Here is a 13,807-nt window from a genome sequence, read left to right as displayed (position 1 = left end):
GATCAATCTAAAGAGACTACTGTTGATGTTAGGCTAATCCCGTCCTGGCTTCAAGGTTTTCATTTGTTCTTTTCTTATCTGCCCACCACGCCCACAGTATCAATAACCATTGAGTTTGTGCATCCCATGCTACTGCATTGGTATCTGTAGGTGCAGGTCCAAATATGTTCAGCAGGTGTATGATCACCAAGAAAGTGATTAAGCTAAGTATGCGGAATTTGCCTTTCGTTTTAGCCGCGTCGGTTGACGTTAAATACAAAGCAACAGCTATAACAAAGAACAGAATTTCAATAGTGAGCGTTACGATTGGCCACTGCCATAATCCTAATCCTAACATCATAGAATCTCCTGGCCAAAGCGGAAGATCAGCAAGGTGAACAACCAAATCAAGCAGCCAGTGACTAATAACTAAAACTCCTCCAAGAGCTGCGCCGGTACTATCTTTTGTAAAGTATTTATACAATGCAGCAAACAGTATGGCCCAGCCTAATACCATAGCCAAACTATGCGAGTAGGGGTAGTGCGAAAACAAAAGAGGAATGGGTGCAGATGGGTCTGTAGCTAAATGAACATGCTCTACGCCCATCATCAAAAAGGACGGCCACAGCAAGTCAAGAAACTGGGCGGCAACAAAATAAACAGGCAAAGATGTTTTAGGATGCATCTTTTTTGCAGCAAAGGCAACGGCAAAATGTCCGAGGAACATGCAGGTAGATTTGGGTTAAAAATGGGGTTCAGCAAATTTACATTTTTCCCTTTCTACATCGCAAGCATCTTATCATTTTGGATGAAGCGCTCTCCATTCATCTTCCAGTATGCTCATCTCCACCAGGCTCCAATAACCATCATCTGTTTTAAGCACATCGCGCATCACACCTTCTGTAACAAAACCGCACTTGGTATAACAGCCCAGTGCCTTTTTATTAAAATCATAAACACCTAGTGATACTTTATGTAGCTGCAGTTGTTTAAATGCAATTTTCAAAATGGCCGTTACCATTTTACAACATAGACCTTTGCCTTTAAAACTATCATCGCCTATAAGTACACGGGTGATGCGTGCCGAGCTGTTTTTCCTGCTTATAGATCCCAATGAAATATGTCCAACTGCTTTTCCTGTATCGGTGGAGACTGCTTTATAAACCATCGCATCCGAAGTTTGCGGATCATTAGTTTTATCAAGGTACCACTCCAGGCTATGGTGCGTAAGCGGGAAACTAAATAAAGAGCCAGCCCAATTAGCTAACAGGTCTTCATTATCTATCCAATCTATTAGTTGTTGAAAATCTTCTTTAGTGAAATATTCAAGCTTTATCATCTGCTGGTTTTATAAGTTGCAAATAAAGAGTAATCCTTGCTATAAAATTTCAGTAATAGCACAGGCTGCTCTAAATGATGTTGAACAATAATGCAGCCACAGAAACAACAGCTTTATGTATAAAGAAATATCTCTATTGTATTTGTAGTTCCACAAGAGGTTGTCTATGGCTGTGAGCAATTTTCCTCATGTTTCCTCTTTATCCACATACTGTTGGAATGAGCTTTGTTTAACAAGGGTGGTTCTCTTCATTTAATACTTTTACTTTTTGTTAAGACAGACAGTTGTAATATTCAAAAATATTCACCGACACACTGGCATTATGATATCATTCAAAAAATCATTGTATACAGCAGCCTTGGTTGTTGGTATACAATCAACTTCTTTTTCTCAAGCCACGCAAGCCAATATAGATCCTGACGCAGATTTTAAATTAGCCAAAGAATTCTTTCAGAAAGAACAATTCAGCCTGGCTTACCCGCTATTCAAAAACATCTCATTGCTTGCTTCACCCAATAGTAAACTGCCTATTAGTGTACAGGTTGAGTCAAGGTATTACTCGCTGGTATGTGGTCTTATGCTGAACGAGTCTGCATCGGAAGTGGCAGCGCGTGAATTTATAGACCTGGAGCATAATACGCCACGTATACAAATGCTGAGCTACCACCTGGGCGAGTACTACTACAGGAACCAGCAGTTTGTAGAAGCATTGAATTATTACGAAAAAGCAGGCATCGACAACCTGAATAACCGCCAGATAGCCGAAATGAAATTTCACCAGGCTTATGGTTATTTCACCTTGCAGCGTTTTTCAGAAGCTAAGCCATTGTTTGATGCTATTCGCCAGATACCAACAGATCCTAATTACTTAGATGCGAATTATTATTTCGGTTTTATATCCTTCTACGATAAACAATATAATGTAGCACTCGAGTCGTTTCGCAAAGTAGAGAATGAACCGACCTATGCTAATATAGTTCCTTACTACATCACTGAGATCTTATACTTCAGTGGTCAAAAAGATAAAGCCATCGAATATGGTGAAGCGAAACTGGCTGCTGGCGGACAATACTATGATACGCAATTGAAGCAGCTGGTAGGTCATGCTTATTTTGAAAAGAAGAACTACACGAAGGCGCTTCCTTACCTGGAAGAGTATGTAGATAAAGCAGATAAGGTACGACGTGAAGACCTGTACGAACTGGCTTATACGCAGTACGAAACCAAGCAATACACGAAGGCTATAGCTGGTTTCAAAGAGCTAGGTGGCAAAGAAGATTCGCTGGCGCAAAATAGTATGTACCTGTTGGCAGATGCATATTTAAAAACAGGGCAAAAGGCCAATGCAAGAAATGCGTTCTTATTTTCTGCGGCCAATAATAGCAATGCATCGCAAAGGCAGATTGCAAGGTTTCATTATGCTAAACTTTCTTTCGAACTAGGTTTCCAGGATATAGCATTGAACGAATTGCAAAGCTTCATCAACGAGTATCCTAATTCTACGTATATACCAGAGGCAAAGGAATTATTGGTGAGTGTGCTGGCGAATACCAATAATTATAAAGATGCACTTACACTATACGAAAGCCTGAAAGGTAAGAGTGAAACAGTGAAGCGGGTTTACCCAAAAATATTGTATGGCCGTGCCGTGGAGCTGGTGAACGATCAGCAAATGAACCAGGCTGATGCTATGCTAAATGAGCTGATTGCACAACCTTATAATAATGCACAACTACCATATGTATATTTCTGGAAAGGAGAGATAGCATTGAGGCAGAACAATCCTGATGCTGCTATAGAGTTCTTCAATAACTACTTGAAAAATCCTGCTACCAATGGTGAAGTGAATGTAACCAATGCACGTTATAACCTGGGACATGCTTATTTCAAAAAGGAGCAGTACAGGCAAGCATTAGGTTTCTTTGAGCAGGTAACAAGATCAATTACACCAGCATCTACAGCAGTGGAGCAAGATGCATTTTTGCGTAGCGCCGATGCACAATTTATGAACCGAAATTATTCGCAGGCAGCAAGCATGTATGATGTTGTATTGAACAACAATATGCCTTCTGCTGATTATGCTTTATACCAGCGTGCTATTATAGCAGGTGCTTCTAACAGGAGTACTGAAAAGATAAACCAGCTACAGGCTTTGGAGCAGCGTTTTCCTTCATCCGCTTTAATACCTGATGCGAATTTAGAAGTAGCTAATACCTACCTGGCTGATGAAAATTACCGTGCAGCTATTGCTCCACTTACAAAACTGGTTCGTAATCGTAATGCTGCTTCATTGCATCCGCAGGGTTACCTGAAATTAGGTGTGGCTCACTTCAACCTGGAGAATAACCAGGACGCGCTTACCAACTTCCAAACGCTGATATCTACCTATCCTAATTCTGCAGAAAGTGATGCTGCAGTGGAATATGTTCGCAACATTTTTGTTGATCAACAAAAGCCTGCAGAGTTTGTAAACTTCATGCGCCAAAACGGTAAGAACATCAGCTTTAGTGAAGAGGATTCTCTTACCTATGCATCTGCTAATATCCGCTACCAAAACAGGGATATGACAAATGCACTTACAGGACTAAAAGATTACCTCAATCGTTTTCCAAATGGCCGCTATGCAATTGATGCCAATTATGTGATAGCAGATATTTACAACAGTCGCAAGGAGTACGAGAACGCCCTGATCGGCTACACGTATGTAGCATCAAAAGCGCCTAATAAATATGCTGAAAGGGCGGTACTGCAGGCAGCTCGTTTAAACTTCTTCGAGATAAAGAATTATGTATTGGCTGAACAATACTTCACACAACTAAAAGAACTGGCAACTGATCCAGCTATCAGGCTCGAAAGTATGCGCGGCCTGCTTCGTTCGCAGTACAGGCTCAATAGGTGGAAAGAAGCAGTGCCCAATGCACAAGACCTGCTAACACAAAAAGGTATTGCAACAGACGATAGAATGATGGCCAATATGGTGATAGCCAAAAACCAGCATCTCAACAACCAGCTATCAGAAGCAACGGCTACTTTTCGTACCGTAGTTAATTTGGGTAAATCTGAATTTGCTGCCGAAGCACGTTACCAACTTGCCGCTATACTTTATACGCAAAACAATCTTTCTGCCGCCGAAAAGGCCGCTTTTGAAGTGATCAATAAAGCAGGTTCATACGAATATTGGACAACAAAAGCTTACATACTGCTTGGTGATATTTATTGGAAGCAGGGTGACTTCTTTAACTCTGAAGCAACACTGAAAAGTGTAGCTGAGAATGCTACCATACCAGAGCTGAAAGAGGAAGCACAAGTAAAGCTTGATGCAGTAATAGATGAAAAGAACCGTAACAGCAAAGTTCAACAGTAATGCCGCAACCAATGATGAAACAAGTTTTTTCGATAGCCATACTTTCTGCCTTTGCCCTTACCGCAACCGCACAAAGAAGAACTACCCAATCTTTTGATACCACCAAAAAAACAGTGGTTATAACATCGGCTTATAAGCCGGAAATAAAACCTGCGGCAAAGATCAACTTCAGTGCATCTACTCCGCCGGTTGATACTGCACGTACTGCACTTACGTATAATGTACCTGCACAAAATCTATTTTTCACTTACCAGCCGGCATTGCTGAAGCCATTGGCTTTATCTATAGATACGGCTGTGGAATGGAATAATGAGAGCTATGTAAAAGCAGGTTTTGGCAATTTTCGTACACCCTTTGCACAGGCAGGAATTTCATTTGGTGATGGAAAGTCATCAGCAATGAATGTACATGCAAGGCATATTTCGCAAAAAGGAAACATTCCTTTTCAGCAGTACAGTCATTCCAATGTTGATTTTCTTGGAGTGTTCAATATGCAAGGCAACAACGAGTGGCGCGGCAAGGTTGGTTTCGATAACAGGACGCAGTACCTGTACGGTTTTCAACCGGATACATTACCCTATGGAAAGGACCAGTTAAGGCAACGTTTCACTACATTAAGCGGTGTGGTTGGTTTTAGAAATAAAGTGGCCAATGAATATGGTATCACTTATGATCCTTCGCTGAACATTAACCTGTTTACTGATAACAAGAAAGGCAATGAAACCAACTTTAGGTTGAATGCACCAGTAACCAAAACTTTCGGTAGAGCATTTGGTTTTAACCTTGGTCTTACTGCCGACATCACAACTTATAAAACAGGCAGTGGAGAAACCATTAAGAACAACTTGTATTTCTTAACACCATCGGTGCTGTTGAAAACGCCTAACCTACGATTGAACCTTGGTTTTACACCGGCATGGGACAACCAGGTGTTTAGCCTGTTGCCAAACTTTACCGCAGAAGCAAAACTGAAAGATGAGCGCTTTGTATTGCAGGCAGGATGGGTTGGATATTTTGAGAAGAATGATTATCGCACACTGACGCGTGTTAATCCATTTATCCACCAGCCACATGAACTGCGTAATACACGTATCCGCGAACAATATGCAGGATTTAAAGGATCGGCCGGCAGCCATTTTACTTACAACGGACGTATCTCTACGCTGTCATTTTCCAATGCAGTATTGTATGTAAATGATACCATGGATGGCAAGACGTTCATGCCATTGTATGAGTCGTCTATGAAAGCACTTCGTATACATGGTGAGGTAGGCTATACGGTGCAGGAAAAATTTAGCTTGTTGGCTGGTACAACCATAAACCAGTTTAGTGGATTGAGTGATAACGAAAGAGCATGGGGTTTAATTCCACTGGAGCTTACCGGCGCACTACGCTGGCAGGTACTAAAAGATGTACATGTAAAAAGTGATTTCTTCTTTTGGGATGGCGCAAGATTTAGAACAAAGAACAACGAGACTGTAAAACTAAATCCAGCTGTTGACCTGAATGCAGGTGTTGAGTTCAAAGTAATGCCTAAGCTTAATCTTTGGATACAGTTCAACAATTTGCTGAACAACCGCTACCAGCGCTGGAACCAATATGAAGTACTTGGTTTCAACGTGATGGGAGGTGTTGTATATTCGTTCTCCCAAATAGGTAAGTAATGTATCCTTTGTTGTATAAATATTTAATGCTGCATGAGCAGGTTTGTATTCCTGGCGTAGGTAGATTTTTCAAAGAGCGAACCGCTGCGCGCCAGGATTTCATCAACAAGGTATACCAGCCACCTGTATTTACCATTTCGTTTCGTGAAGAGCCAGTAAAAGCTGATAAGCAGTTCTATGATTTCTTAAGCAAGGAACGTGGAATAAATGAGGTTGAGGCAATTCGTTCTTTCCAGGATTTCTCTTACCGGTTTCAACAGCATGTAAAGAAGTTTTCCATAACTGAATTGCCGGGTATTGGTGTTATCAGGAAGAACGAGGAAGGCAGGCTTAGCTTTCAGCAGGATGAATTGCTGCGAAAATATTTTCCACCTGTTCCATTAGAGCCAACGGTAAGACCGAGCGAAGAGCATGCACTGCTTGTTGGAAATACCCATACTTCCAGTACAGAAATGCAGGCTAAGCTGGAAGCAGCTGAGGAGACAAAGGCTAAAGGCATGTGGTGGATCTGGGCGTTGATCATTGGTGTTATTGCTATTGCGGCCATTGCATATTATTTCTACATCAACGGGAATATCAGGTTGTAGCCTTCAATAGTGAGAAGCTCTTTTGAAACTTTAGAAGCAGGAGTCTAATATTTCCACTGCTACTTTTCTTGAAGTGAAAGAGTTATGATTGGCAGAAAAAAGCTTTTGTAATAGCCACCTAATCCAGCTTTCTTTGTTCTCATGTCCTTGTTTATATCATCTATCAATTCAGGAAGTAACGGCAACTGCTACTACATTGGCAACCATAACGAGGCCATACTGGTAGATGTTGGGATTTCCTGTAAAGAGGTGGAGAAACGTATGGCGAGGCTTGGTTTGAACATCAACAAGATCAAAGCCATTTTTATTTCGCATGAGCACACAGACCATATTCGTGGGTTGGCTGTACTTGCTAAAAAATTCCGGCTACCGGTTTATATCACTGCCAACACCTACCGATCATGTGGGGTAGAAATTTCGGCCGAACAAGTTTTTGAATTCAAACCCAACCAGCCTATAGCTATCGGTGAACTTTGTATCATGCCTTTTCCTAAGCTACACGATGCATGCGATCCAACCAGTTTCACTGTTTCCTGTGGTAACGTGGTTGTAGGCGTTTTTACAGATATTGGTTTTCCTTGCAGTCATGTAGTAAAACATTTCCAGCTGTGTAATGCTGCTTTCCTTGAAGCTAATTATGATGATGCTATGCTGGACCAGGGGAATTATCCTTACCATCTGAAGCGGCGGATAAAAGGTGGTAATGGACATTTGAGCAATGCGCAGGCACTGCAGTTGTTTCACAATCACAGGCCTGCATTTATGAGCCACCTGTTGTTGTCGCACTTGTCTAAAAACAATAACTGCCCTAAGCTGGTGCATGAGCTTTTCAGCAAAAATTGTGGAGATGTAAATGTGGTTGTTGCCTCTCGTTATGAAGAGAGTGCTGTATATGAAATATCTGCAGGCAAACAAGCTGCCAGTGTTATTCGTAAAGCAGCTGCTTCTTCACAGCTTGCTTTGGCTTTTGCATAAGTAGGACAGTAAGTGAAGAATGTTGCGGATTTTCAAAAGCAGCTATAGTATATTCTGCAACATTCAACCTAATCTTTAATTGCCGGCGTCTCTTGTTTCATAGATCATCGCGCCGCTTTTACCAAACAATCGAAGCGCTAATTCCTTTCCAGCACCGGCTTTATCTTTGAAGATCATTTTTTCTTCTACCACCACAGGTTTGTTACTGCCACCAACTGTATTTACGGTTGCTTCGTATCGGTCACCTTTTTTGATGAAGTTAACGGTAGCAATGGCCGTATTACCATCTGCATCATTCACCCAATCCACTCTTGCCTTCTTTAGTTCTTTCACTACCTCCTTAGTATTCTCATCTTCCAAACCAGCTATGTTCAGCTTCATTTTTACTTTTACATTGTTGAAAGGCATTAGCTGTGGGTAGGTTTCGTATAGAGTGTTGGCATAAAATTCTACCTCTTTATCATTGCCTTCATCTTTATGTGCTTTGTACATGCCTTCATACAATCGTCCTAAAAACAGCTTTTCAAAAGTGGTATCCACCAGCACTTCATTAGCTAATTTTTTATAACCTTCAAATGCCTTATCCTCGCTGCCTTTAGCCCACTGCAACTGGTGCTTAAATAAAGTGAAATAACGGGTCAGTTGCGTACGAGGATCATTGTCCTGGTAGTTAGTGTACTTGCGAATAAAGAAGTTAGGGCTAAAGTCTTTGATAAGATAATATGCTTCATCCCAAGTGGTGGTAGATTCGCTGCAGAAAAGATCATAAACAGTCCGTTCACGTTCAGGGTTTGCCGCCAGTTGATTGATGAGCACATACTGTATCATCATCATTTCCACCTTTAGCGAAGCTACTTTATACAGCGCTGCAGGAGAGTACCACCAACCTTTGTTGTTGAACTTCTCCTTAGCCATTTTTTTATCTATTAGTTGCAGCCTTAGCAGGTTTACTGTAAAATCGTATTGCGTTTGTGTGAGTGTAGTGCCTATATGAATTTCTTTGAAATCGGCAGCTTTTGTAAGTGCATATTCAGCACTATCTAATTGGCCATCGTACAGGTAGCTGCGGCTAAGGGCAATATTATACCAACCAAAGCCTGGCGTAGAGCCGGCAAATTCTATTGCCTCTTTACTTGCCGACATTGCTTCTTTGGTACGACCAGCATACACATCTAACATTGGTAAGTAATAGTATGGCTCACGCAGCATCTTTTCATACATCTTATACTTATCGCGATTGATGAATTCATAAGCAGTTGATAGTTCGCCTACCTCGTGCTTCATGTTGCCGTAGTTATTCCACGATACGCTGCCACCGTCTACCATTCGTTCATAGTAGTATGTACTGCTGTCGTAGTTCTTATTATACGCATGAAGAAGTGCCAGGTAATGGTACACGCTCATCTTGTCACTTTCTGCCTGCCCGGGCCCAAACCATACATCATTTTGAGGACGGTTCTTTTCTATCCTTGCCAAAGCGAGGTAGCAATAACCAAACGCCATCTTCTCATTATCCTCTACCGTGTTTTTTAAAAAAGCAAACTTATCAGACGTATAGAAGCGGTTGCGATGGTAGGTCCATGCCTTACTGGTTGTAACAGCAAAATGTTCTTTGGGAAAATTATACTTATCTACCTGGTCCAGCACCCACATTACGCTGTCTGCCATTTCCAGGTTGTCGTAGCATTCCTTCAGGCTATTGCTGATTTGTAAAAAATCAATGTACTGGTTGATTGACGCCATGTAGTTCTCTGGCGTAGTGAACATGTTGCGCATGTTCTTGCTATAGTCCCGCTGGAAGAGCATGAACGACTTCCTGAGCGCAGGAATGGCATTTCTGAAACCTATATAATCGCTGCTGCGTTCGGCTTTGTACATGCCTTCATACATGTGACCAACATAGTAGGTACTGTCAAGCCTGATAAATTCACGGCTACGTGGCAAAGCGTCTTTATCGGTAGGCATAACACCTTGTCGCTTTGCATCTATTTCGTAGCGTGCAGCGCTACCAGGCTGCGCCATGCAAAGTGAAAATTCGAAAATCAATAATATAAAACAGGCTGCTGCTTTCATTGAGAACCGGTATGTATATATTGATCCGCTATTCATCATCAACGACCTTTTTAGACTTTTGATTTTTCTTACTACTTATTACTTACTACTTATCTAATCTTAGTTTGCCCAACCTGCTCATTTCCTTATCCAGGATGCTTGCCAGTGCTTTTTGTTTTGCATCACGGTTTCTATAGATAAGGCGGTGATCCAATACTGGTGGCGTAATAATCTGTAAGTCATCTTCTGTTACAAACGTTCTTCCATTTACCAACGCGAATGCTTTCAGACATTTCAGGAAAGTAATACCGCTACGCGTAGATGCACCCAGCAGGATATCGTTGTGACGGCGTGTATCCCACACAATGTTTCTAACCGCTTTTACAATCTCTTCATGTACATGTACTTTTTCCGCTTCCTCTTGTAGAAACAGTATCTCTTCCATAGAAAGCACTTGCTCAATATGCTCCAGGTTATTAGCTATACCCAGGTAGTTGTTATAGATGTCCAACTCCGTTTCTTCATCTACATAACCGAAAACAATTTTTATAAAAAAGCGATCGAGTTGTGCAGCAGGCAGGGGATAAGTGCCTTCCATTTCTACCGGGTTTTGCGTAGCAATGGTGAAGAACATTTTCTCTAATGGATAGGTAGTTTCACCAATCGTGATCTGGTGCTCGGCCATACACTCCAGTAGTGCTGACTGCACTTTAGGTGAAGCACGGTTGATCTCATCAGCCAGTAGCACATTACAGAATAATGGACCACGCTTAAAGATGAATTCCTTTTGTACATCATCAAAAATGTGCGAACCAATAAGATCCATTGGCAAAAGGTCGGGCGTGAATTGTATACGTTTGAAATTGACACCTCCATCATGCGTACGACCTGCTATACTTTGAGCCAATGTTTTTGCCATCACTGTTTTACCTGTACCTGGATTGTCTTCCATCAGTATATGGCCTTTGGCAAGTAGTGCAGTTAGTATGAACTGTATCTGGTTTCTTTTTCCACGAATTACTTTCTCTATATTTTCTACCAGTCGCTGTATATTTTCAATGGCTTGTTCTACCTGTATGGTTTGCTCCATGTGCTGTTTCTATTTTGGTTTGGTAAAGAAATGAAGGGTATTGTAAACATTCAGGAAACGGCTAAATCTTGTTTTTACCGGCACCTGCTTTTTTACAGCCTCCACAAATGAAGGATAAAACGCATGTACTGCTTTTTCTTCATTAGCTGTTAGTGGAGTTGTACTGTACTTCACCTTCTGGTAAATATTATTGAAGCTGCTAAAGCTTGTTTTGAATGTTTGGTCAACCTGCGTAGCAAATGCAGCAGGGCTTTGATGATGCCTTGTATATCCCAACTGGTTGAGGTAATAAGTTGATGCAGTGAAAACATTGTAAGCTTTGCTTCTTGCATTACCTGCACCTTTCGCTTTGTTGTGTATCACCAGCCATATCAACCACGGCAGTGAAAACAGAATGATAATGAAACCACCTAAGACACTTAAGGTTATCCAGGCTGCTTTCACCCAATCAAATGGTTTTTTTGCTTCCTCTTGTTTTGACTGGCGCTCTTTCTTTTGCTCTTCCGTTTCCATGATTTTAACTTCATCAATGGGAGCTGGCTTTGGTGATTTGTCTACAAGCGAAGAAAGGTTATCCGTTGGTACAGGCTTCTTGTTTTTGAATACTTCTGCAAATGATACTGCTACTATGTTTGTCCCTTTTTTAATGTCGGATAAAACAGCCAAACCTGTATCACGTGTGATAGATGCAACTGATACATCCATCAGCATATCTTTTGGTGCATCTGTTGTAAAATTTTGATCATGATACATCAGCTTTTTTACTTTCATCGTAACACGCTTGGCTGCGGTATCAACAGAAATTGCTTCGCCGTCTGCTACCAATAAAGCTTGCTGTGTATTCATAGGTGGAGTGCCATCTGGCTGTGCCGCTTGCTGCGTATTCTGATCAGGCACTGTTGTATCAAAATCTATCCAACCATAACCTGGAAAATATACCTGCACCCATGCATGCGCCTGGTCTGCATAAAACCAATACCAGCCGGGGTTCTTGCTGCTTCTATCTACTGTAAGAAAACCGGCAGCAATTCGGCTAGGAATACCTAATGCACGTAGCAGGAAAAGAGTAGCGCCGGCATAATATGCGCAGTAACCTTTCCTATTCTCAAAAAGAAAATAATTCAGCTTGCTTGCGCTTGGCAATCCTGGTATTCCCGGGTTATCGCTATACCTGAATAACGGTTGTCCGAACTCATCTTTACCTAAAAAGAAATCGCGAATAGCAACTACTTTGTCAACAGGTGTATGTGCGTCTTTGGTAATGTCTTTTGCAAGGTCAACGATACGTTTATAATCTTCGTTGGCAGGCATGAAGGTGTAGTAGTCGCGAAACGTTTTATCCAATGATGAATAAGGACCAGCAGTACGCAGTTCATTAAAACGTGTTTGCTGAAACAGCTCCAGCATATCATTGCCAGCAGGATTGTAAATAAAGTAAGCGCTATTCAAATCACTCACCCACATCTTAGCACGGTAAGCACTTTTAAACTGGTCTTTATACTCATTTTCTACAGCTATAGGCTGACAGTAAAATGCTGTAGATGGAGCAAGATAATCGTGTGGCGAAAGAAGTGTTTTATAAACATCTGCCGTTACCACCTTTCTGCCTTTTGTTGCTTTTGTATTGGTCAATACCGTTGAATCCGTCTTTGCAAAATACAGTGGTATCTTGCTCGGGTCAGGACTGAACAGATCGTTGTACGGCATCTTATCATCCGTTTCAAAAGTCTGGGTGGATGTATCGAAACGGGTATAGTAGCGTGAGGTAAAGTAAAGTGGGTTAGGTGTTTTACCATCAGGAAAATAATTATCAACCCGCGCAACAAACACCAGTCTCTTATCTTTCGATAAAGAGCTTGTCATCTTCATCTGGTCTTTGTTGCTTATGCTGCCATCACGGTTTTCTTTGGTCATACTTTCTTTGCCACCTTTCTCTTTTCCACCTTGTGCACCGCCCCAATCATGCTCTATAGATTGAAAATCTTTTTGAAAGACCAGCAACAGTGCAACCAAAACCACTCCGGCAAGCATGGTAAAACCTATTAACCTTTTACCAATAAACCATACAAAGCCTTTCTCATCCTCATTCATGTTGCGGATGAGTTCAGCTATATAGATGACGTAGAAAGCATACGCTAATACAGGTGCAAAAGCAAAAATGATGGCATTAGCAGTGACCTCTGCAGTACGACTAACAACAATGATCTGCAAAGCCAACAGGAAGACCGCCCAGAAAATAGTGAAGTAGCGGGAACGGGAGAAACCATATCCAGCTACCCATCCCAATGAAAATAAGATTGCAAACATCAGGAACCTGACGGATACAAAGAATGCATCAAATTCGCCTACGCTTATGTTGCCTATGATTTTGTATACGAGGTAATAAAATGCTCCCAGTAACGCTGCTGTGGTTATGAACCTGAAGCGATAGCCATAAAACACTAATGATGTAACAATGCCCGTAGCAAAGAACAGTCCTTGCTCGGCATACCTGTTTTGAAGTACAGAATAGTACCTGTTCAGATCCCACAATAAGTATACAGCCAGTGCTATTGTTGGTAATGCCAACAAGAACAACTGTGCAGTCACTTTCTTCCAACTATGTATTCTTCCAATCTGCATTTAAAAGTTCTTCAATTTTTATAACGTTAGATTTTGTTCTGATTTTTGTAGTTCCTGGTTTCTAGTTCCTGGTTATTCACTTCATGTTTTCTTGTGTTCTCTTCCAAAACCGCATGTCGAGCAAAAGAATGATCT

At 41.4% G+C, this 13,807-nt stretch carries 9 protein-coding genes; 4 read left to right on the top strand and 5 right to left on the bottom strand.

Features of this window, described 5'->3' with window-relative positions:
- Positions 1-28: 28 nt before the first annotated feature.
- Both J4N22_RS10745 and J4N22_RS10740 read right to left on the bottom strand, forming a co-directional pair.
- Positions 29-706, bottom strand: a complete 678-nt coding sequence (locus J4N22_RS10745; protein WP_207494115.1) for a hypothetical protein — start codon at positions 704-706, stop codon at positions 29-31.
- Between the two features lie 72 nt (positions 707-778).
- Positions 779-1,318 carry a GNAT family N-acetyltransferase gene (locus tag J4N22_RS10740; RefSeq protein WP_207494113.1) on the bottom strand — a complete coding sequence of 180 codons (540 nt, stop codon included), beginning with the start codon at positions 1,316-1,318 and terminating at the stop codon, positions 779-781.
- A 322-nt stretch (positions 1,319-1,640) separates the two neighbouring features.
- On the opposite strand from J4N22_RS10740, the gene J4N22_RS10735 reads away from it, so the two are divergent.
- The 4 genes from J4N22_RS10735 to J4N22_RS10720 all read left to right on the top strand — a co-directional run bounded on the left by J4N22_RS10735 (position 1,641) and on the right by J4N22_RS10720 (position 7,908).
- The gene (locus J4N22_RS10735; protein ID WP_242692126.1) at positions 1,641-4,682 is read left to right on the top strand and encodes a tetratricopeptide repeat protein; all 3,042 of its coding nucleotides are present in this window, start codon (positions 1,641-1,643) and stop codon (positions 4,680-4,682) included.
- 11 nt (positions 4,683-4,693) lie between these two features.
- Positions 4,694-6,346, top strand: a complete 1,653-nt coding sequence (locus tag J4N22_RS10730) for a hypothetical protein (RefSeq protein WP_207494111.1) — start codon at positions 4,694-4,696, stop codon at positions 6,344-6,346.
- Entirely contained in the window at positions 6,346-6,933 is a 588-nt protein-coding gene (locus J4N22_RS10725; protein WP_207494109.1) for an HU domain-containing protein, read from the top strand. The genes J4N22_RS10730 and J4N22_RS10725 overlap by 1 nt, the downstream gene beginning before the upstream one ends.
- Before the next feature lie 141 nt (positions 6,934-7,074).
- Positions 7,075-7,908: an MBL fold metallo-hydrolase gene (locus J4N22_RS10720; protein ID WP_207494107.1), complete on the top strand. Its 834-nt coding sequence runs from the start codon at positions 7,075-7,077 to the stop codon at positions 7,906-7,908.
- A gap of 75 nt (positions 7,909-7,983) precedes the next feature.
- Here J4N22_RS10720 and J4N22_RS10715 read toward each other — a convergent pair whose 3' ends face one another.
- From J4N22_RS10715 to J4N22_RS10705, 3 genes are all read right to left on the bottom strand, one after another.
- Entirely contained in the window at positions 7,984-9,981 is a 1,998-nt protein-coding gene (locus J4N22_RS10715; RefSeq protein ID WP_207494105.1) for a hypothetical protein, read from the bottom strand.
- Positions 9,982-10,066: 85 nt separating this feature from the next.
- The gene (locus J4N22_RS10710) at positions 10,067-11,050 is read right to left on the bottom strand and encodes an AAA family ATPase (protein WP_207494103.1); all 984 of its coding nucleotides are present in this window, start codon (positions 11,048-11,050) and stop codon (positions 10,067-10,069) included.
- Positions 11,051-11,059: 9 nt separating this feature from the next.
- A complete protein-coding gene (locus J4N22_RS10705; RefSeq protein WP_207494101.1) occupies positions 11,060-13,672 on the bottom strand; it encodes a transglutaminase-like domain-containing protein in 2,613 nt (870 codons plus the stop codon).
- Between the last annotated feature and the right edge of the window lie 135 nt (positions 13,673-13,807).

This window comes from Aridibaculum aurantiacum, assembly GCF_017355875.1.
GTDB classification, from domain to species: domain Bacteria; phylum Bacteroidota; class Bacteroidia; order Chitinophagales; family Chitinophagaceae; genus Segetibacter; species Segetibacter aurantiacus.
The sequence above is the reverse complement of the archived record's forward strand: the minus strand, read 5'-3'. Positions and strand labels throughout refer to the sequence as shown.